Origin of the sequence: Achromobacter sp. AONIH1 (assembly GCF_002902905.1) — a bacterium.
Lineage (GTDB): Bacteria > Pseudomonadota > Gammaproteobacteria > Burkholderiales > Burkholderiaceae_B > Achromobacter.
In genome coordinates this window covers 3,076,990-3,094,223 of record NZ_CP026124.1, presented here as the reverse complement: position 1 = coordinate 3,094,223, position 17,234 = coordinate 3,076,990, and the positions used below count along the sequence as shown (strand labels likewise).

General features: G+C 61.3%; 24 protein-coding genes and 1 other RNA gene. 8 read left to right on the top strand and 17 right to left on the bottom strand.

What is annotated here, in order from left to right:
- The first annotated feature begins 92 nt into the window (after positions 1-92).
- The 8 genes from C2U31_RS14140 (at position 93) to C2U31_RS14115 (ending at position 4,443) form a co-directional block, all read left to right on the top strand.
- On the top strand, positions 93-1,307 hold the full coding sequence (locus C2U31_RS14140) for an MFS transporter (protein ID WP_233772777.1): 1,215 nt from the start codon (positions 93-95) through the stop codon (positions 1,305-1,307).
- Between the two features lie 90 nt (positions 1,308-1,397).
- Positions 1,398-1,786: a transfer-messenger RNA gene (gene ssrA / locus C2U31_RS14135) on the top strand.
- 145 nt (positions 1,787-1,931) lie between these two features.
- Complete coding sequence (locus C2U31_RS14130) at positions 1,932-2,225, top strand: hypothetical protein (RefSeq protein WP_103273338.1); 294 nt, start codon at positions 1,932-1,934, stop codon at positions 2,223-2,225.
- Positions 2,226-2,280: 55 nt separating this feature from the next.
- Complete coding sequence (locus C2U31_RS14125; RefSeq protein ID WP_158658379.1) at positions 2,281-2,736, top strand: hypothetical protein; 456 nt, start codon at positions 2,281-2,283, stop codon at positions 2,734-2,736.
- Positions 2,733-2,966: a DNA-binding transcriptional regulator gene (locus C2U31_RS31235; RefSeq protein WP_103273336.1), complete on the top strand. Its 234-nt coding sequence runs from the start codon at positions 2,733-2,735 to the stop codon at positions 2,964-2,966. The genes C2U31_RS14125 and C2U31_RS31235 overlap by 4 nt, the downstream gene beginning before the upstream one ends.
- On the top strand, positions 2,963-3,169 hold the full coding sequence (locus tag C2U31_RS30560; RefSeq protein ID WP_158658378.1) for a hypothetical protein: 207 nt from the start codon (positions 2,963-2,965) through the stop codon (positions 3,167-3,169). The genes C2U31_RS31235 and C2U31_RS30560 overlap by 4 nt, the downstream gene beginning before the upstream one ends.
- 334 nt (positions 3,170-3,503) lie before the next feature.
- Positions 3,504-3,674 carry a hypothetical protein gene (locus C2U31_RS30555; RefSeq protein ID WP_158658377.1) on the top strand — a complete coding sequence of 57 codons (171 nt, stop codon included), beginning with the start codon at positions 3,504-3,506 and terminating at the stop codon, positions 3,672-3,674.
- Positions 3,667-4,443: a hypothetical protein gene (locus tag C2U31_RS14115; RefSeq protein ID WP_103273335.1), complete on the top strand. Its 777-nt coding sequence runs from the start codon at positions 3,667-3,669 to the stop codon at positions 4,441-4,443. The genes C2U31_RS30555 and C2U31_RS14115 overlap by 8 nt, the downstream gene beginning before the upstream one ends.
- Positions 4,444-4,567: 124 nt before the next feature.
- Here C2U31_RS14115 and C2U31_RS14110 read toward each other — a convergent pair whose 3' ends face one another.
- From C2U31_RS14110 to C2U31_RS14030, 17 genes are all read right to left on the bottom strand, one after another.
- On the bottom strand, positions 4,568-4,837 hold the full coding sequence (locus C2U31_RS14110) for a hypothetical protein (protein WP_103273334.1): 270 nt from the start codon (positions 4,835-4,837) through the stop codon (positions 4,568-4,570).
- A gap of 1 nt (position 4,838) precedes the next feature.
- Positions 4,839-5,330, bottom strand: a complete 492-nt coding sequence (locus C2U31_RS14105; protein WP_103273333.1) for a hypothetical protein — start codon at positions 5,328-5,330, stop codon at positions 4,839-4,841.
- Positions 5,327-5,605: a hypothetical protein gene (locus C2U31_RS14100; RefSeq protein WP_103273332.1), complete on the bottom strand. Its 279-nt coding sequence runs from the start codon at positions 5,603-5,605 to the stop codon at positions 5,327-5,329. Before C2U31_RS14100 ends, C2U31_RS14105 begins: the two co-directional genes overlap by 4 nt.
- Before the next feature lies 1 nt (position 5,606).
- The gene (locus C2U31_RS14095) at positions 5,607-5,918 is read right to left on the bottom strand and encodes a hypothetical protein (protein ID WP_103273331.1); all 312 of its coding nucleotides are present in this window, start codon (positions 5,916-5,918) and stop codon (positions 5,607-5,609) included.
- Between the two features lie 41 nt (positions 5,919-5,959).
- A complete protein-coding gene (locus tag C2U31_RS14090) occupies positions 5,960-6,391 on the bottom strand; it encodes a tail fiber assembly protein (RefSeq protein ID WP_233772776.1) in 432 nt (143 codons plus the stop codon).
- 13 nt (positions 6,392-6,404) lie between these two features.
- A complete protein-coding gene (locus C2U31_RS30790) occupies positions 6,405-7,307 on the bottom strand; it encodes a pyocin knob domain-containing protein (protein ID WP_199771002.1) in 903 nt (300 codons plus the stop codon).
- 3 nt (positions 7,308-7,310) lie between these two features.
- Complete coding sequence (locus C2U31_RS14080) at positions 7,311-7,904, bottom strand: YmfQ family protein (RefSeq protein WP_103273329.1); 594 nt, start codon at positions 7,902-7,904, stop codon at positions 7,311-7,313.
- An 11-nt stretch (positions 7,905-7,915) separates the two neighbouring features.
- Positions 7,916-9,025, bottom strand: a complete 1,110-nt coding sequence (locus C2U31_RS14075; RefSeq protein WP_158658376.1) for a baseplate J/gp47 family protein — start codon at positions 9,023-9,025, stop codon at positions 7,916-7,918.
- A gap of 38 nt (positions 9,026-9,063) precedes the next feature.
- Positions 9,064-9,435, bottom strand: a complete 372-nt coding sequence (locus tag C2U31_RS14070) for a phage GP46 family protein (protein WP_233772774.1) — start codon at positions 9,433-9,435, stop codon at positions 9,064-9,066.
- 98 nt (positions 9,436-9,533) lie between these two features.
- Positions 9,534-10,139, bottom strand: a complete 606-nt coding sequence (locus C2U31_RS14065) for a phage baseplate assembly protein V (RefSeq protein ID WP_103273326.1) — start codon at positions 10,137-10,139, stop codon at positions 9,534-9,536.
- Positions 10,136-11,230 carry a phage baseplate assembly protein gene (locus C2U31_RS14060; protein ID WP_103273325.1) on the bottom strand — a complete coding sequence of 365 codons (1,095 nt, stop codon included), beginning with the start codon at positions 11,228-11,230 and terminating at the stop codon, positions 10,136-10,138. The genes C2U31_RS14065 and C2U31_RS14060 overlap by 4 nt, the downstream gene beginning before the upstream one ends.
- Positions 11,231-11,259: 29 nt before the next feature.
- Positions 11,260-12,702, bottom strand: a complete 1,443-nt coding sequence (locus tag C2U31_RS14055) for a DNA circularization protein (protein WP_103273324.1) — start codon at positions 12,700-12,702, stop codon at positions 11,260-11,262.
- Between the two features lie 9 nt (positions 12,703-12,711).
- The gene (locus tag C2U31_RS14050) at positions 12,712-14,676 is read right to left on the bottom strand and encodes a transglycosylase SLT domain-containing protein (protein ID WP_103273323.1); all 1,965 of its coding nucleotides are present in this window, start codon (positions 14,674-14,676) and stop codon (positions 12,712-12,714) included.
- Between the two features lie 105 nt (positions 14,677-14,781).
- Complete coding sequence (locus C2U31_RS14045) at positions 14,782-15,066, bottom strand: phage tail assembly protein (protein ID WP_103273322.1); 285 nt, start codon at positions 15,064-15,066, stop codon at positions 14,782-14,784.
- A 29-nt stretch (positions 15,067-15,095) separates the two neighbouring features.
- Positions 15,096-15,464 carry a phage tail tube protein gene (locus tag C2U31_RS14040; protein ID WP_103273321.1) on the bottom strand — a complete coding sequence of 123 codons (369 nt, stop codon included), beginning with the start codon at positions 15,462-15,464 and terminating at the stop codon, positions 15,096-15,098.
- Between the two features lie 62 nt (positions 15,465-15,526).
- Entirely contained in the window at positions 15,527-17,020 is a 1,494-nt protein-coding gene (locus tag C2U31_RS14035; RefSeq protein WP_103273320.1) for a phage tail sheath subtilisin-like domain-containing protein, read from the bottom strand.
- Positions 17,020-17,232, bottom strand: a complete 213-nt coding sequence (locus tag C2U31_RS14030; protein ID WP_103273319.1) for a DUF2635 domain-containing protein — start codon at positions 17,230-17,232, stop codon at positions 17,020-17,022. Before C2U31_RS14030 ends, C2U31_RS14035 begins: the two co-directional genes overlap by 1 nt.
- Between the last annotated feature and the right edge of the window lie 2 nt (positions 17,233-17,234).

Below are 17,234 nucleotides of genomic sequence, written 5' to 3'. Positions count from 1 at the left end.
GCGCCCCGGCCGCTCACCCAGACCTGTATTCAACCCTTCAACAACGCCCGTCCACCCGCGCGCGGCTTCACGCGCGCGCCTGAGGAATGCCTATGCTATTGCCCATCCTGCTGCTTTCGGCCGCCGGTTTCACCATCCTGACCACCGAGTTCCTGATCGTCGGCCTGCTTCCCGGCCTGGCTCGCGATCTGGACGTCACCGTGTCCCAGGCCGGCCTGCTGGTCACGCTGTTCGCCTTCACGGTCGCCGCCACCGGACCGCTGCTGACGGCGCTGATGGCCAACATCGAGCGCAAGCGCCTGTTCATCGGCGTGCTGATCCTGTTCGGCCTGTCCAATGCGCTGGCCATGGCCGCGCCCAACATCTGGGTCATGGCCGTGGCGCGCTTCGTGCCCGCGCTGGCGCTGCCCGTGTTCTGGTCGCTGGCCAGCGCCACCGCTGTCGAGCTGGTCGGCCCGGCGCGCGCCGGCCGCGCCATCTCGCTGGTGGCCTTCGGCATCGTGGCGGCGACGGTGTTCGGCATTCCCATCGGCGTGCTGATCTCGGATGCATTCGGCTGGCGCGCCGCCTTCGGCGTGCTGTCGGCCGTCGCCTTCGCCAAGGCCCTGCTGCTGTGGATCGCATTCCCCAGCACCCGCATCCAGAGCGAGGATGTCAAGCTCGTCACGCAGCTGCGCATCCTGCGCAAGCCCATCGTGGTCGGCCATGTGCTGCTGTCGCTGCTGGTCTTCACCGGCATGTTCACCGCCTACACCTACCTGGCGGACATGCTGGAACGGCTGGCCGGCTTCAACGGCCAGATCGTGGGCTGGACCATGATGGCGTTCGGCGCGGTCGGGCTGATCGGCAATACCGTGGGCGGCCACCTGGTGGACCGCAGCCCGCTCGGCGCCACCGCGCTGTTCTCGGCGCTGATGGCCGCCGGCCTGGCCACGCTGGTGCCAGTCATCCACTCGCATGGCCTGCTGGCCGCCGCGCTGGCGGTCTGGGGCATCGCCCAAGCCGCGCTGTTCATCGTCTGCCACGTGCGCCTGATGAAGTCCGCGCCCGAGGCGCCGGCCTTCGCGGCATCGCTCAACATCTCCGGCGCCAATATCGGCATCGGGTTGGGCGCGGTGGTCGGCGGACGCGTGATCGACACCTACGGCCTGGCTGCGCTGGGCGGAGCCGCGGCGATCATCGTCGCGGTCTCGGTCGGGCTGGCCATCGCGCTGATGGCAGCCTCGCGCGGCGGCCGGCGCGACCATGCCGCCGAGGATGTCATGGTGACCACGGCCAAGCCCGCCTGCCCGGACGCGGCCAGCTGAGCCGCAGCCGTCTCCCGCGCGCCACGCCCCGGCGGTGCGACGCGCGGGAATGCAGCGGGCTATCGCGTTTACCGCTACAATGGAGTTCTTGGGGCCGATCCGGATTCGACGTGGGTCGCGAAACAACTCAGGGCATGCCGAGCACCAGTAAGCTCGTTAAACCACTGGAACACTACAAACGCCAACGACGAGCGTTTCGCTCTCGCCGCTTAAGCGGTGAGCCGCTGCACTGATCTGTCCTTGGGTCAGGCGGAGGAAGGCAACTTCCTAGGGGGGCAACCCTCGAACCGCAGCAGCGACATTCACAAGGAATCGGTCTGCACTGGGGTCACACGGTTCAGGCTTAAATTACGTGAATCGCTCTGGTCCGGCCTGTCGGTTGGCTAAGTCCAGGGTTAAAACCAAATAGATCGACTACGCATGTAGAACTGGTTGCGGAGGGCTTGCGGACGGGGGTTCAATTCCCCCCGGCTCCACCAAATTAGCAAGCATTAGACAGTAGCAGACAGGGGCGGACGGGATAACCGATCCGCCCTTTTCTGTCTCCGGCTGTCTGCCGTTTCACACAGAAATCACACAGAATTCACGCCGGCATATACTGGACGAAAATCCAGTGTTTTCATCATGCCGTTCAAGCCACCCCTGACCCTCGAAGACCTGCACGAGATCCAGCAGCGGCCGCCCAGCGCGGAGAACACGCGGCGCCTGCTCTGGGAGATCAAGCGCATGCGCTCGCTGCTCCTGAGGCTCGACCAAGTGTCCTGTGACCTCCGGCGGCCGTCAGGCTTGATGGGCGACATCTACGACGAGCTGATGCAGCACATCTCGGCAGAGCCGTGTGTCGTGGAGCGGAAGGAGTGGACCGCCGAAATACTTGAGGCGCCGTACAAGCTCAGGAAGGGGATGGGGCCGCGGTAGTGCTTGACGGCCGTCGGAATGACTATATAATTTAGTCGTTGACATGGAGAACGACATGGAACTGTTCCACACCAGCCCCAGCGAAATCAGCAGCATCGGCACCGCCGGCCGGTTCGGTTCGTTCCTGTTTTTCTCAGGCCATGTCTACAACATGACGGCTGGCGAATCGGTGGTGTACGGCCTCGAAATCGATGAGGCCGCCATCATTGAGGCCGGCCAGCTCTTCTTTCACGCTGACGCCGAAAAGTTGGCCCCGCTGGTCGCCGAACTGGCCCACCGCCTGGGCGTGGACGAAGATGACGCGGAAGCGCTGATCGAAGAATCGCAGAGCGTGTATGACGTGGACGGCATCGAAGCCGAGGACGCCGCCGACGCGTCGTGGGACGTGCAGCACTACACCGCCCGCGCCGCCGCTCTGCTGGGCTTCCGTGGAGTCGCCATCAACGACGAACAAGGCACCGCGTACATGATCGATATGCAAGGCCGCGAAGGCGATCTGGAGCGCGTATGAGTCCCACAGATATGCAGGCCTGGCGCCAGCACATGGGCTACTCTCAACGCGCTGCGGCTGATGCCCTGGGAGTCAGTCTTCCGACACTGCAAGCGATGGAGCGCGGGTCGGCGTTTGCGACCGGGAGGCCAGTGGCAATCGATCGAAGAACGGCCCTTGCATGCGCCGCAATAGCGGCCAAGCTCTCAGAGTGGGAACCGATCAATAGCGCAACGGATGCCAAGAAATGAACAAACGCCGAGGCAAGAAGGATTCAAAAAAGCAATTCCTGGCCATCATGCCGAATGACGATGTCGTGGTCATTTCGGGAAAGGGCCGTCAGTCCGCTTGCATGAAAATTACAGGCCGGCGTGTCGCTCAATCTCTTGAGCTGGGATTGCTGAAGAGTATCGAAGAGAAAAAGGCCGCACAAAATGGGACGAAAGCCCGCTGAGCGTCGCCCTTGCAGTATTTGCGGCGGGGTCATCCCTTTGACCCTGAGCGCGAGTGCTCGCGTATGTAGCCCCGAATGCGCGCGCGAGCGTACACGCAGGCGTGACGCAACACGAGGCGAATACCGCGCGGAGTATGAGGCTCAACGCAAGGCCAAGCGCCACGCCGAATACGTGGCTGGCCGTTGCGAGGTGTGCGGTAAAGAGATAGAGGGCATTCATTCGGGCCAGCGAGCGAAGACATGTAGCGAAGAATGCCGCAAGATTCGAGCTGCTCGACGGGAGTCCGAGCGCTACCACCAAAAACTCAAGTGCGATTCCCAATTTTGGAACCGCGTGCAAGAACAGCGCGAGAGCATAAGGACCAGAATCGCCAATGATCCAGAATTTGCCGCCCGCTGGCAGACGATGGCCCGCGAGCGACTTGTCCGCTGGAAACAACGAACGGCCCTAGCTGTGCTGATGCAAACCGGCGCCGAACTACAGGAACGAAAAGAAAATGAATGAAATCGTCGCGGCGCGTGCCGAACAGTCGTTAACCCCGCTGGAATTGGGATCAATGAGTACCCAGCAGCTGCGCGAGCGACTTGCTCAATCTCTCACGATGACGGCGAAGCATTTGGTGTACCTCGCCGCCATCTGGAACGAACTGGAAAAACGCGGCGAGGACTTAAACGACTTACGTGTCGGTCTTGCCTCTTATCTGCCTCACATCGCCGCTGGCCGACTTGATGCTGATGCCGTGATCCGCTTTGCCGGACAACCCGCTATTCTAAAGAGCATTGCCGCGCTGCCGGTAAATGAGCAGCGAGAAATGGCATACGGCAAACCTGTGCGTGTACTGTCCATCGACGGCACGGGCGCATACACGGAAGCCGAAATTCCCGCCTACGCTCTCACGGCCTCGCAGGCACGCATTGTTTTTTCTGGCGACAAGCTGCGTACACCAGTCGAGCAACAGGCACTCATCGAATCCGCTAAATTAGCTAAGGCGCGCCGCGTCATTCCCGGCTCAAAAAACAAGGTGCGGTACGACCCGGCAGCAGATGTTCTTCGCATCGGTCGCAGTAGCGCAACCGTCGGGGAGGTAATGAGTGCTTTAGCGAGTCATGCAAGTGACGCTGGCGACACCCCCTCCGAAGACATGAAGTTTTCCGCGCTAGTACGGCTCACCGAAGAAGAGCACCGGATGCTACATGTGCGAGCCGCCGAATCGGGGCATGCCTCCGCACAAAAGCTGATGCGGGCGATTTTGAAAAAATACCTGCTAATCTAGCCTGCGCTGACAGAGCCGTTCCCACATTTCGTTAATCTCAAGCGCCTGGCGCCGTATCAACGCAGGCGTTTGATCGACCTGCGCGGCCGAGTCGAAATAGATCGGCCGCGCATGGTCGCAATACTCAACGCCCACCCTTGCCGCTGGGGCCGCGCACCCAGCGAGATTTGAGGCGATCAGCAACAGCATCATCGTCTTTGCGTGCCACATCGTCCTGTACATTGCGCACCTCCTGCCGCGCCTGAGCGGCTTGCTTGTCGATCTGTTCCGCGCGGCCCTGCCGCTCGTCTGTGCGTCCCGCGCTGCGCCCCCGTAGGTACACCAGCAGCACAGCCACAATTGCGCCCAAGAAGGCCGCTATGTAGCCCCAGGCGCGTTGTATGAGTGCTTGCATGTCATACCCCTACAGCGGCCACGGCCTGCGCGTATAGTGCCGGCCAGCTCGCCGGATGCGGCTTGCCCGGCCTCCAAGTCCGCAAGTACAGCGTCAGCGCCGCGTCGGCGTCCCCGATGCGCGGCAAGCGCGCTGCATCCGTCCAGAGCAGCAGCCGCGCGACGCCGGCGGCAAGCACGTCGTCGTATTCGAGCGCGGCATAGATCGCGTCCGGGTCGCACGCCACACTGCGGGCCTTGCACAGCGCGGCCAGGCGGTCCTTGCTCGCGGGGTGAAGGTAGACGCCCCATACGCCGCCGCGACTCGCACGCGTGCCTTTTTCGAACTGCCAGAATCCCCGCGCCGGCCCACCGATCTGCCGACGATGGACGAAGCGGCTTTCCTGCAGGCCGATGGCCAGCAGCATGCAGCGCGCGGCCGGCGAGTCCATGGCGGCCGGCAGCAGCGCCAGTGCAGGATCGACGGCGGTCTCGACAATTTGCGACAAGTTCATTGCTTGGGTTCCCTGATGTGTTTGATGGTCACGGCCGCGACGTAGAACGCGGCAGACACTGCGAGCGCGGCATCACCGGCGCTACTCCAGCCCGCGACAACGATGCGGCACGCCGCGCCCGTGGCAGTGAGGCAAACGGCCGACAGCCCGATACGCTCCAGCGCGCTGTCCTCGATCGACTTCGAGAAAACGGCCAGCGCAGCGCCGCCGGCTACAACGAGCCAGCTCACGAACGCAAGCACGGCCCACAACGTGATGTAGATGGTGCTATCCATGTCACATCCCCTTGCTGCCGCGAACACGGTCGAGCAGCGCTTGCCACAGCGCCCCGATGGGCGCCTCCTGCACTGCCTGCCACAGCCGCGACATAACGGCCATGCCCAAAAAGCCACACAGAAAACCAGACAGACCTTCCGGTATCCCGAGGCCTACGGCAAGCCACGGCGATCCGTAGTAGGCCAACACGGCGCCAGTGGCCGCCATGCTGATCTTCGCGGTGGGTGAACCCTGTAGGAACCGCATGGAGACCATGGCCCCGACCACGCCAGCAAGCTTTGCAGCCAGGGCGTCGAATTCTTGAATGTTCAATCGTTTCCCCTATGGGCGTAAAAAAACCCGCGCTCGGCGGCCTATTCAGGTTGTGTCGGCCATTCTATTTTTTTCGGGAAACCCTTCTGCTCATCAACGCGCAACAGCAGCACTCGATAGCGTTTCCACTCAACAAGCTTGGCGCTTTCCGCTTCCGTGGCTATCCCCAATTCCACCGCGTCTTGCAACGGCGCGATAGCGGTAGCGGCCTGCGCTATCAACATGCTCCGCTGCCCCAGGGCCGCTTGTCGCAGCTGATCATCCGTTGGCGGCGGCGCGTCTTTGAGACACGGGCAGCCCTTGTGATCAAGCTCTATGACTTGCCCCGCAGCCCTACCCTCATGCAGCGCAACACGTTCAGCCGGGCCGCCGGTCAGTTCGATGGCGGACGCAGGAATCGATTCCGGCGGGTTGATGTCTGTCTGATATAGCCAGCCGGTTGCTGGGTCGTAGTACGCTTTCACTTGTTCCATCTTCTTGACCTCCTCAAGCTTTCCCAAGCGCGAACCAGCGCAGGCTGACACCATTCACAGTAGACACAAGGCTCGGAGCAGTCCCCGACGGTGCGTAGAAGCAGTTGAACGTTGCGCCGCCATTCGTATAGCTGTTGAGCGTCACATATGCTTGGATGCCCCCAGCCGTATTCAGCCCAGTGCCAAACACAGCGAGAGTGCCGCCAGGAAAAGCAATTGGAAAGAACGCGCTCGTGTTTCCCGACGCCGCCGACGCCTGGACGCCCCACTGGAGAATCAAACCGCCGGGTAGCTTCTGATACCCATTGTCAGCGAGCAATTGCTTGCTACTGCCGGTGAACTCGTCAGAGGTGACCGTCCGTTTCCAGTTCCCCCATGTCCCCAAGGCGCACGCGCGGGTATACGTCTGAGCATCAGCAAACGTTGTGTACTGCTGCGTGACAGTGTCACCATTGCCCGATGCCACAACGACTAGACTGCCAGTGCCGCTGATGCCAGCGACGGGATAGTGGCTGGCGATCGTCGCCCAAGAGCTGTTCCACTGGCTGTAGAGCCCCGAAGTTCGAACTGTGTCGAGATCGACCTGGTTGAGATGGTTTACCGCTCCGATACCGAAGGCGTTCCCGACAGTGAGCGCGCGGCCGGCGGTCGCGTCGTTTGGAGACTGCTGCTTGTTGATGAGCGCATTGATAGCCGCATGCAATTGCGTGTTGTCGCCCCGGCTTAACGAGATGCCCGCTTGTTTGATCACGGTCGACAATTCCTCCTGCATTGCGTTAAACGCATACGCAGGCCAGAGGGTAGCCGGCGTTCCAGTGGCAGGGTTGCCATCGGTAGCCCAGCCCGGTGTGCCGGTTGCTGGCGCCTTGTCCGCATGGGCGGCGTCAACCGTGCCAGGCGCAATGAGAAGATCCATATATCATCCTTGATAGGAAAAAGTGAGAGTGGTGTGTGCAGGTGCTGCGGCTTGAAGCTCGCATAGCAGTACCGTGTTTCCCCACGTTGAAAATGGCTCTCCGAAGGTGCATCGCCCAAACGACAAGGCCCTGCGGGTAAATTGCGGCGCGTTGATGCGCCACGCATGCGCCCACGCCTGATCGCCAAATTGCGAGCCAAACCGCCGACCGAAGCGAGACGGCGCGTGCTGCGTAACCGTGATGTCATAGCCCAGGCGTCGCGCCAACTCGACGAAGTAGGCCACGGACTGTCCACCACTATCGGTCAATCTGGCCACAACCTGTGCGATGCGTTGCCCAAGCGTAGGCGATGGGCCGGCGCACGGGTCAGGCAGACCAAGGGTGTTCTCCCATTCGGGAAGCAATTCCACCGTCGTCGCCGGAAAGGCGTCAATGACCAGATTGCGCGACCGTGCCGTCTGCCGCACATAAACCTGCGCCAGGGCCTGCATGAACAGCCCCTGTGCGGATTCCAAGTCCTTGGGCCATACCCGGCCAGTCGGCAGCAACGCCAAGAGCGCCCGCGCAAAATCCTGGGCGCTATAAAAGACAGCCATTGCTGCCCCCCCTATGGTCGGTAAATGATGTTCTCTAAAATGGGCAGGAATCCCTGATCGCTGGTGATATTTCCGGGATATTCAGTCTCCACGCCACCCTGGCGGCCAACGATTCCACTCAGCACAAATCCCGCCGTCTGCGGAACGGCTCGTATCGCAGTCACGATGTCTGTCCGACTTACGACTGCCCGATTTGGTGAACCTGACAGCATTAGGACTCCCGCAACGGCCTGAGCAATTGCCGCGCGTGTGGATAAGCTGGCGCCACTTAGTCCCTCTAGAGTCAGGGTCAGTGAATTGCGGCGTGGTGCACACACGTATACCAACGCCGTCACCGGCTGCAATGGATAGAACGCATTCGCCACGGTCAGCTGGTCCCCAATCGCCGGCACTCCCCTCGGCTCATCAGTGGCGACGCCATCCTGCCCTACCGGAAAGCCATCATGCCCGGCTTGCGCCGCATCCAGCATGATGTACACAACGACAGTTCCCGCGCCGTAGCCATTACGAAGGCACCATGCGCGTGTCACGCCCGGAACGCTCTTTGCCCAGGTGACATAATCCAATTCCGCACCACCCCGAGGTGGCGCTCGGTAGGCATCCATGACACGGACACGAAACGCTTCCTGATCCTCTGTGTTTGCTCCGCCAGTCAAATCGGATGAGGCGCGGCCCTGCGACGTAACCCCCGGCACCGCTACGCCCAGCGACATGACCGTACCCGCAGGACAATTTCCGGAAACACCCGGCAGCAACGCCGCCACGGATGCAGTCAAGCGGCCCGTGGCAGAAGCGGTCGCCGCCTGCACGGTTCGATAGGCGACGCCAGAAGCGGCATTGATCTCCGCCCCCTCGTCCAAAATTGCCCCAGGGGTAGCATCGAACTGGACTGCACCAGTGGCACCAGTGGCAGGCTTGAGATAGACATTCTTGAGCGCCCCCCAGGCCGCCAGGTACTCACCGCGCGCCGTCCACGGCACGGCATCCCTTGCGATTCCATCCAGGAAGCCATAGTGCAGATGAGCAAGGCCGGCCTGCACGTCGCCCAGCACCCTGACATTTGAATAGCGCAAAAGCGCTTGCCCGTTGGGCAGCCCCGACACGATATCGGCGCTCACCATGGACCGAAGATCCGTCAAGCTTGGTCTTGAATAGGGCATCAGTAGATTCCATTCCAGGCAGTTTCAAAAGCAACGCTCACCGTCGCACCTTGAGGTTTGTGGGCCGTCACGCGCGCCCCAAGGAAGCTTCGCCGGACCCAGCGCACGTCAATATCAAAGCGCGTTACAACCCCGTCGTCGATTAACCACTGCAACGCATCCCGGATATAGTCATAGGCGCGCTGCAAGATCTGTCCCATCTGCTTTTCTCTATCCAGTAGCCACAGGTGCGAGCCAATTTTTCTCGCTGCAGTTTCTGGGCTGTCTTCAGGATTTGCATCATCCCCCCACCACCCTCTCGGGTTGTCCGTTCCATCCGGAATCAGATCATCCACGGCGGCCAGACGGTCCGTGAAGATGCTGATGAGCATGGATGTCTCCAACTCCGAAATACCGTCTACCTGCGACCCGCCCAGCACCCAGTCTCCGCGAGCGTTGTCCGGATCCCATGCTGTTTTGATATCCATCGCTACCCCATATGCTCGCTGGGCGTGTCAGTGCGACTTGATCCGCGCTGTACACCTCCATGATCGTGTCGGTCGAAGATCTGGCGCATTTGCGCCATCGTTTTGTTGTTGGTCGTCGCGTTGTCGATGATGTCGCCAGATACCCGCAACCGCGTTGTCTCCATGTCCACCCCGCCAGGTGCGATCAGCTTGACGGAAGTCTCGCACTGGACGGTGATCTGCGAGGCGTTCTTGACCCTCACCGGCAGCCCTGCCGCCTCAATCTCAATGCCGGACCGCGAAAGGTAAACACGCTGACCGAGCAGGCTATAGATCTGAGTTTCCCCTTCGGTTAGGTTCCGAGGTCGGCTGGTAGGGTGATTGGTCCCCAGCACCACGCCGTTGGAGCGATCACCGTTGAGAAATACCACCACCAAATCGGTGCCCGCGGGCAAGCGAGACGCAAAACCAAATTCGGCTGCGCGCGGCATCCCATCGATCACTTCCAGATCGTTGAACTTGCCTTGCAGCGTCTGTATGGGTCCGGCGTCATTGGAGGCGGTGACCTTGGCTCGTCCTACCAAGGACAGCAGCCGGCGAGCCATCTTGGACATCAGTTCCACACTCATCGTCCCGTCCCTCCATAGCCCTGCACCGTCGCCCCGTCCAAAAATCCATAATTCAATGGCATCGGTGCAACCTCGAACGCCTCGGGCGCCATCAACAGGATTTCCGCCTGCGTTCCGCGCTGCCCGCGCAGGTACGAAACTTCTGCAATGATCCAAAACAAGGGTCCGTCACCGTCCGAGATCTTCAGAGACGGCAGATAGACGGGCGCCAGGCGATTCGGCGCCCACAACTCGCCCGCGCTGTCGAACCAGCTATCGACGACGACCCGCGCGACGCGCGACCGTCCATTGCGCCGATTCATTTCCCAAATGGCGCGCTGGCGTGCCAGATTGACAAAGTCCGGCACAGCCTCTGCGATGATGTAGCGCTTGCGGTTGCGTTTCACACCAGCGTCCTTCACAGTCTCGATCAGGTTTCCTGATGTGTCGTTGTCACCGCCCAGGACGTTGATGGAAGTCAGATAGCACTTGTAGGTCTGGAAGCACTGATCTGCCGAAAACTCGGCCGTGGCCGCCTCCACGTTCAGCCCCTCAAAGAAGCCGCTGGCGTGCATTTTCGTACCGACTCGGGATAGCACCAGCTCTCCCTTTTCATTGTCGTAGGCAAGCAGCGCACTGTATTTGCTGATGCGGTCGATGATCTCGAATGCCGTCTCGCCCAGCAAGATGTTGAACTGCGGAATAGTGCGCAGCCCCTGTACGTCGCAGCGAACGCCAATCCCATAAGCGGCTGCGAGCTTGCCAGCGATCTCGGCTGCCGACGCACCGCTGATCTGCCCATTCGGCCATTCAGCTGAACAATCGACGAGGTCCTGGCACTTGCTGCGTCCGGTTGCCACAATGCCATGCCCGGACCTGTTGAAGCTCGGGATGTACCGATCCACGTACCCTGTGATAACCGGCACGCCACCAATCTTGACGACACACGGCATGCCGGGCTCCGCCACTACGACGGGATCCTCACCGGGGTACAACTCGGTCATGGCGATCTGAAAATCGCTCGGCAACCGCTCAATGCCACGACTGATTCGAATGTCGGTCCAGCCCGAGGCGATTCGGTCCCCCAGCGTCAATGTCACTTCGTCACGCATATACGCATCCTGGATTGTGTGTGCGGTGATCAGGCATCCAGCGCCCGGAAGCGAGTCGGCATGAAGGCCGGGTGATCTGGATCGGTTTGCACAACCAACTCGTCGCTGCGCTGCCCGGTACGGTACAAACGGATGCTCAGCACTGGTGCTGGCAAATCAGTGGCAACCGAGACATCACGCATGCGAGAGAGACGCCCGCCGCGGGTATCCATATCCTGGACCACCGCTTGGCGGACCTCGCGCAAAGCCTGGTAGACCGCATCCTCGCCCGTGTCTCCCGCAAGCTGGATTTCCGTATCCAGCAGCCGGGTCACCTGATCGCGCGTCGCCACCGCGTCATCGAAGGAGGCGGGCTCGTATTCCGCTGACGCGCGCGCCAACTCAGCCAGCGCGCTGCGGCGAAGCATCGCCGCGCAAGCACCTTGTGTTCGGCTCATTGCCTGGCCCAGTACGCCGGACGGCATCGGATCGGCCGGGTGAAAACTGACCATCAATGCGAGCAGCCGCACCCGATCGGCCGGATCGGTTGCCGTAGCCGCAACAGACTTGGCCTGCGCTCGCGCGGCATCTGCGAACGCCTGTGGTTTGAAAATTGATCCTGCGGCAGCCACCAGCGTGTTGCCATCCTTAATCGCTACCGCCCGCGCTTCAGCATTGGCCGCAAGCCGCTGCGCCGCGACTATCGGCGGACTCGGCAGGCGACTGGGTTTGGCAGATCCGCCAAAAAGTCGTCCCAGGCGGCCTGGCAAGATGGATAGCGCTGCGCCAATGGACCGCACATCGTTGATGGCATTGCGTACCACGCCCACCCATCGCATCGCCGTCGAAACGGCCTGGGTGATAGCAGAGCCCACCTCCTGCACAACGCTCATGGCCCGCTGCAGCGTCTCGACAGCCGCCCCAAAGAGGCTGTCTGCGGATCTTGCCACCACGTCGCCCGTCGAAGAAACTGAGGCAGGGAAAAACCGAGGCCCGCCTTGAAGCAACGTCACTCGGAACTGCAGCACGCGGCCGGCATCAGCCCGTTCCAGAAACTCGATCGGCCCGAGACAGCTGACGTTGCGAATCGTCCCAAGCGTTGGGTGGACCAACGTCAGACCGTTTAGCGCCGCAATGCTGTCACCCGGCTTGCTTTCGACGGCCCGCAACAGGCGATCGCGCTGCGCGACTACACCACCGCCACCATAGATGACGCTGTTTTCCACAAGAAACCCGTAGATCTGAAACCGGCGGGCGAGCTTGCCCATGTCCTCTACCCAAACCGTGTCTCGAAATGGATAGGCATGCACTACACTCTGGCGTCCGCCCGCAGTCGTGGCGGACTCAACCGCGAACGGCACCCCACCAAGGCTCGCAATGCGCAGCGACTGTTCCCACGTACCACCGCCTAGTGCCGTGGCAACGCCCGCAATACCCCGCAGGCCAGCCGAAACGGAACCCGCTACCGATTCGATCTTGGAGAAAACTCCCATATGTACCTCCTACAGCGGAGCATCGGTAAGCCCCGATTGCGCGATCCGCGCCGACGTGTTGCCGCTGGTTGAAACGCTGGCTGTCATGCCTGGCGGCGCGCCGTGAATCGTCAAATTCAGATCGACCTTGTTCCCCTGGCTGGCGCCTCCCGGGGCGCTGCCATTGGACGGATCGGCCATCGCCACCTGTCTCGGCGGAGCGGCGGTCGGGCTCATCGCGTGAGCCTGCGGCAGCCGAGCCATGACCTGTGCGTGATAGCGCTGCGATTCGGCGGGCATTCGCTCCAGCCCCTTCGACTTGAGATTGCCGATTCCGCCGTTGTAGGCGGCCAGCGCCTCGCTCAGGTTGCCCCCAGTCTGCTTGAGCAACCATTGCATGTAGCGCGCAGCGGTATCCGACGAGTCCTTGAAATTGTAGGGATCTCTCAACCCCCACTCTTTCGCAGTGTCGGGCATGAACTGAAAGTGCCCTTCGGCGCCGGCCGAAGAAATCATGTTCTTGCCGCGACCGGACTCTTGCAGCCACATGCTGTCGAGCAGACCCGACGGTAGCCCGTACTTGGACTCCAGTTCGTCGAAACGAGCCTTGCTGGCGGAGTCTGGCTCACCGTCTTCGGTGTACTGGTAAACCATCTTTCCGTCCGGGCCTGGCACCATTCTCCCCGTGCCCGTGGGCTGAAAGGCATACTTGGTCTTGCCAGATTCCAGGTCCCGCAAGATCTGCTGATCATCGCCAAGCTCTGTCGGTCTGAGGGCAAGATATGCGCCAGCTGCGAATGGTAGTGCTCGACCGAACCAACCAGCATTCGCGCCGACCCTCGGCAAGATCTTCTCGCCGGCTTTCGCCAGCGCCGGCACAGCGACCGTGCTGAGCTTCATCACCCCAAGTGTTACGCTGGCAAGCGCGGCCGCTAGCGTCACCGCGGCAGAAATCGGGCCAGCGAAGGTAATGGCTGCCAGCGCGACAGCGATCCCCTCGACGCCGCCGATCCTATCCACAAATTCACCAACATCACGGGCAACCTTGGCCCAATCCGTCTTGTCTATCCAGTTGGCAATGCGCTCCACATACTCGGCGATCTTCGATGCGACCTGTTCGCCGTACTTCTGCGTGAGCCGGTCGACCAGCTCCACAACTCGCTCCAGACTCGGCGCAAGCCCGGCGGCCATCACCCCCTTGAACTTCTCCGCCGATAGAGCAAGTTGGACCAGCTGCGTGTTGTAGCGCTCGCCAGCCTGGATTTGCTCATCGCTCAGTCCACCTCGTTTCTGCGCCTCCTGCAGCTTCGCTCGCAACTGCGGCAACCCCTTGCCCAGGAGCGCGTCCATTCCCTGCAGTCCAAAGACCCCGAGGAACTTTTCACGATATTGCGCATTGTGCATACCTCCCGCCACGCGCGAAATATCCTCCAAGGCACGCCCTGCGTCGATGGAGCCATTCTTCAGGCGATGCACCTGGATGCCGTACTGCTGCATGACCTGGGCCGCCTCGTTGTTACGGCCGAGGACGGAATCCTCAAAGACCTGCCCAACGGACTTGAGCGCCTGCCCCGCCGATCCCGCGGCCAACCCTGCTAGGCGGCTGGCCCCTTCCCACTTCTGCAATTCCTTGGTCGATACGCCCAACGAGAATGACGTGCTAGATATCTCATTCGCCGCATTGCCAAAGCTTCGAGTCAAGGCGGCAACGCCGGCCACAATCCCGACACCTGTGATGGCGCCCAGGATGGGCACCATCGACATCATTCGGCGAGCGGCCTCCGTCGCTGCCGTCCCGAGTCGCCATAGCCCGCGGCCGATCTTGTCCAGGCCCGTGCTCTTAGCCAACTGACCCAGCGAGGCATTCAGGCGTACCACTGACTGTTGCACCTTGCGGATCGGCGCCGTCATCTTGTCGATGGAGGCACTTATGCCGTTGACGACCGCCGACACCTTATCGACCGCCGTAATGGTGTAGCTAAACGTGCTAGCCATTGAATAACCCCGCTTCCATCATTCGCCGCATTTCCCCACGCCACCAAACCAGTCGAGACAAGGGCAGATCCCACGCGTCGCACGGCCCCCAGCCGTAGTACTTCGTCAGCTCGGCGACTGATCCTCGCCAGTCGTCGGGCCATCCTCGGTAAAACCCGAGACGTACTCGGATGCCTCCCTGAACTTGCGCTGCGGCAACTTTTCGATCACCTGGCGAGGTACGCCCGCTACCATCGCCAGTAGGTCAATTACCGTCTTCATGGCCGGTGGATTTCCCTTTGTCGCCCTCTCCAGCTCCCCAGCGGTGGGTTCTCGTAGCGCAATCGAGAAATATTCCATGTCGCCAATCATGATCGGCGGATCCAGTGGGATGAGTTTTTGGTCTTCCATTTCCTTTCCTATTGAGTGTTCGATCCGGCCTAGGCCCTCGATTCCGTTACGGTCGGGCCTTCGAACCGCACATCGAACTTCGCATCGGCCGAGTCAACCTCCTGGTCGTCGACAGACCACATGCCGCTGCCGGTTATCAGCTTGCCATTGGCCAACTGCGCCACCACCGTCACATTGCGCATGCCGTTGACCGTTGCGACCAAAAAATCGCCCGCATCACGTAACGACATCGATATCGCCCCGGCCACCGGCGTTTCTTTGTAGCCATGCACGCCATCCATACCCGTCAGCGTTTCGCGCTTGACCGTCGAGGGTCGATACTTAAACGCCCCTTCGACCATATAGGTCGTGCCATCCACCGTGACCGAGGCGGTACCGGCCAGCAATCCTCTGCTCATTTCCCACTCCTAAAAGGAAAGGGCCTCAGGTGCTTGCCCGAGGCCCATTCTTGATTCAACGGCTACTGCAGCGAGAACTGCATCAACAGCGCGAAGATGCGCAGCTGGTTGATCAATACCGCCGGATAGAGCACGTCCACCCGATTCGGGTTGAGCGTGTTCTTTTGCACGATCAACCCTTCAGCGAACTTAGCGCTCTCCTGGACAAAGCCGTCCAACTCCATACGCGCATACTCGGCGATCAGGGCGCCTTTGATGATTGCGGGCGTCACAACGTTCGTGCCGGGCGCGACGCGCGTCCCATCGCTGGCTAGCTTCATGCGCGAGAACTGGCTCGTGACCACAGCCCGCAGCCTGCGAAGCACATAGGTCAGCGTCATCAGCGTCTCGACCTGCAGATAGCTATCGTCGGGCACGCCAAAGCCATTGACACGATACGTCGTGATCACGTTTTCGAGCGCGACCGTGCCATCCGACCCTACCGTGAAGGTCGAGATTCCGTCCCACAACAGCGTATTTCGACCGGACAGGTCAAACCGTGATTGCAGGGGTGGCGCCAGTACCGTAGACAGGGACAACGTCTGGAGCGGTCGGGCAGGATCTACGCGCAGCGACGACGCCGCCGTGCCAGCCAAATCCGCCGCCCATACATAAGCTGGGGTCGGCGAATCATTGAAACCGATCACCGATACGTGTTCGTCGTTTCGGCCATTCCCGAACGTCGTCAACGCGCCCAGCGTGCCACGATGCGCCGCAAACGCGTGACCGTACAGCTGGCTCGACCACGCCCAGCGCCCCGTCTTCGTGCTGAGAAACGTCTTTATCGCGTCAAGCGATGCCGAATCCGTGTACGGCATGGCGATATAGTCGAACTCCATGTCCTGGAGATTCGCCAGCGCCTCCGGTAAGAGGGGATTGAGCTGGCCACCGCTCATCGGCGTCAACGTGATGCCCAGCCCGGCCGGTAGCATCTCGCCTGCGGCGCTGCCTCGGTAGTTCAGGCGAAGATCAACGTCGCCAGCCGCCAGCCCCTTGTTCTTGGCTGTCAAATTGACCTTACCGGGCGTTGCCCCGTCCACTTCCGCGGTTACCGGCAGATCGATGGCCCCGTTGACCTTGCCCGCCAAGGCCGTGGCCAGCGCAGCGGGCGCCTGGGAGGGCAGGACGCTCAGCGACACCAGCGCACCAGCGATATACAGCGACAGGACGCCTGCATCCGACGAATTGGAGGTAAATGTCACCGAGCCCTTGCCGGGCTGGCCGGCCGATGCGTCCGCGAGCGGCAAGTACCACACTTCACCAAAGTTGTCGGCCCGGCGATAGGCCATCGTCATGGCAGCCAGCATGGATCCAATGCCGCCGACTCTCTTGGCGTCCGCGATTCCTTGCGAAATCACGGGCACACCGGCAGTACCTTCGCCGCTACTCGTCATCTGTCCGATGATCAGAGCGCGCTGCGTAGTCGCGCCAGAATTGGCGCGGCTGTTGTCGACTTCCGCAAAAAACAACGGCACTCGCACGTTCTGCGGAATATTGTTGAAAGAGAGATTTGCCATTACGCCTCACCTCCACGGGTCGGGCTGGATGCCTTGTTGCTCCGAACCTCGGTAGCCGACTGGACAGGCTGTTCGACCTTCACGACATCACGGTCGGCGAGGCGCTGAAGAAAGTAGCGGTCGTTGTCATCGACATCCATACCCGATTCGGGTAATAGGTCTCGTGTCACCGGGTGCCGAATCAGCATCCCCGGCGCAGGTTTGATAAACATGA

Excerpts from the sequence above, each read along its gene's own strand:
- C2U31_RS14105 (WP_103273333.1), bottom strand. The coding sequence starts at position 5,330 with ATGAACTTGTCGCAAATTGTCGAGACCGCCGTCGATCCTGCACTGGCG.
- C2U31_RS14040 (WP_103273321.1), bottom strand. The coding sequence starts at position 15,464 with ATGAGCAGAGGATTGCTGGCCGGTACCGCCTCGGTCACGGTGGATGGC.
- C2U31_RS14075 (WP_158658376.1), bottom strand. The coding sequence starts at position 9,025 with ATGGTGAGCGCCGATATCGTGTCGGGGCTGCCCAACGGGCAAGCGCTT.
- C2U31_RS14140 (WP_233772777.1), top strand. The coding sequence starts at position 93 with ATGCTATTGCCCATCCTGCTGCTTTCGGCCGCCGGTTTCACCATCCTG.
- C2U31_RS31235 (WP_103273336.1), top strand. The coding sequence starts at position 2,733 with ATGAGTCCCACAGATATGCAGGCCTGGCGCCAGCACATGGGCTACTCT.
- C2U31_RS14065 (WP_103273326.1), bottom strand. The coding sequence starts at position 10,139 with ATGAGTGTGGAACTGATGTCCAAGATGGCTCGCCGGCTGCTGTCCTTG.
- C2U31_RS14035 (WP_103273320.1), bottom strand. The coding sequence starts at position 17,020 with ATGGCAAATCTCTCTTTCAACAATATTCCGCAGAACGTGCGAGTGCCG.
- C2U31_RS14100 (WP_103273332.1), bottom strand. The coding sequence starts at position 5,605 with ATGGATAGCACCATCTACATCACGTTGTGGGCCGTGCTTGCGTTCGTG.
- C2U31_RS14125 (WP_158658379.1), top strand. The coding sequence starts at position 2,281 with ATGGAACTGTTCCACACCAGCCCCAGCGAAATCAGCAGCATCGGCACC.
- C2U31_RS14115 (WP_103273335.1), top strand. The coding sequence starts at position 3,667 with ATGAATGAAATCGTCGCGGCGCGTGCCGAACAGTCGTTAACCCCGCTG.
- C2U31_RS14055 (WP_103273324.1), bottom strand. The coding sequence starts at position 12,702 with ATGGGAGTTTTCTCCAAGATCGAATCGGTAGCGGGTTCCGTTTCGGCT.
- C2U31_RS14030 (WP_103273319.1), bottom strand. The coding sequence starts at position 17,232 with ATGTTTATCAAACCTGCGCCGGGGATGCTGATTCGGCACCCGGTGACA.
- C2U31_RS14090 (WP_233772776.1), bottom strand. The coding sequence starts at position 6,391 with ATGGAACAAGTGAAAGCGTACTACGACCCAGCAACCGGCTGGCTATAT.
- C2U31_RS30560 (WP_158658378.1), top strand. The coding sequence starts at position 2,963 with ATGAACAAACGCCGAGGCAAGAAGGATTCAAAAAAGCAATTCCTGGCC.
- C2U31_RS14045 (WP_103273322.1), bottom strand. The coding sequence starts at position 15,066 with ATGGAAGACCAAAAACTCATCCCACTGGATCCGCCGATCATGATTGGC.
- C2U31_RS14110 (WP_103273334.1), bottom strand. The coding sequence starts at position 4,837 with ATGCAAGCACTCATACAACGCGCCTGGGGCTACATAGCGGCCTTCTTG.
- C2U31_RS14070 (WP_233772774.1), bottom strand. The coding sequence starts at position 9,435 with ATGCTCATCAGCATCTTCACGGACCGTCTGGCCGCCGTGGATGATCTG.
- C2U31_RS14080 (WP_103273329.1), bottom strand. The coding sequence starts at position 7,904 with ATGGCTGTCTTTTATAGCGCCCAGGATTTTGCGCGGGCGCTCTTGGCG.
- C2U31_RS14060 (WP_103273325.1), bottom strand. The coding sequence starts at position 11,230 with ATGCGTGACGAAGTGACATTGACGCTGGGGGACCGAATCGCCTCGGGC.
- C2U31_RS14130 (WP_103273338.1), top strand. The coding sequence starts at position 1,932 with ATGCCGTTCAAGCCACCCCTGACCCTCGAAGACCTGCACGAGATCCAG.
- C2U31_RS14050 (WP_103273323.1), bottom strand. The coding sequence starts at position 14,676 with ATGGCTAGCACGTTTAGCTACACCATTACGGCGGTCGATAAGGTGTCG.
- C2U31_RS30790 (WP_199771002.1), bottom strand. The coding sequence starts at position 7,307 with ATGGATCTTCTCATTGCGCCTGGCACGGTTGACGCCGCCCATGCGGAC.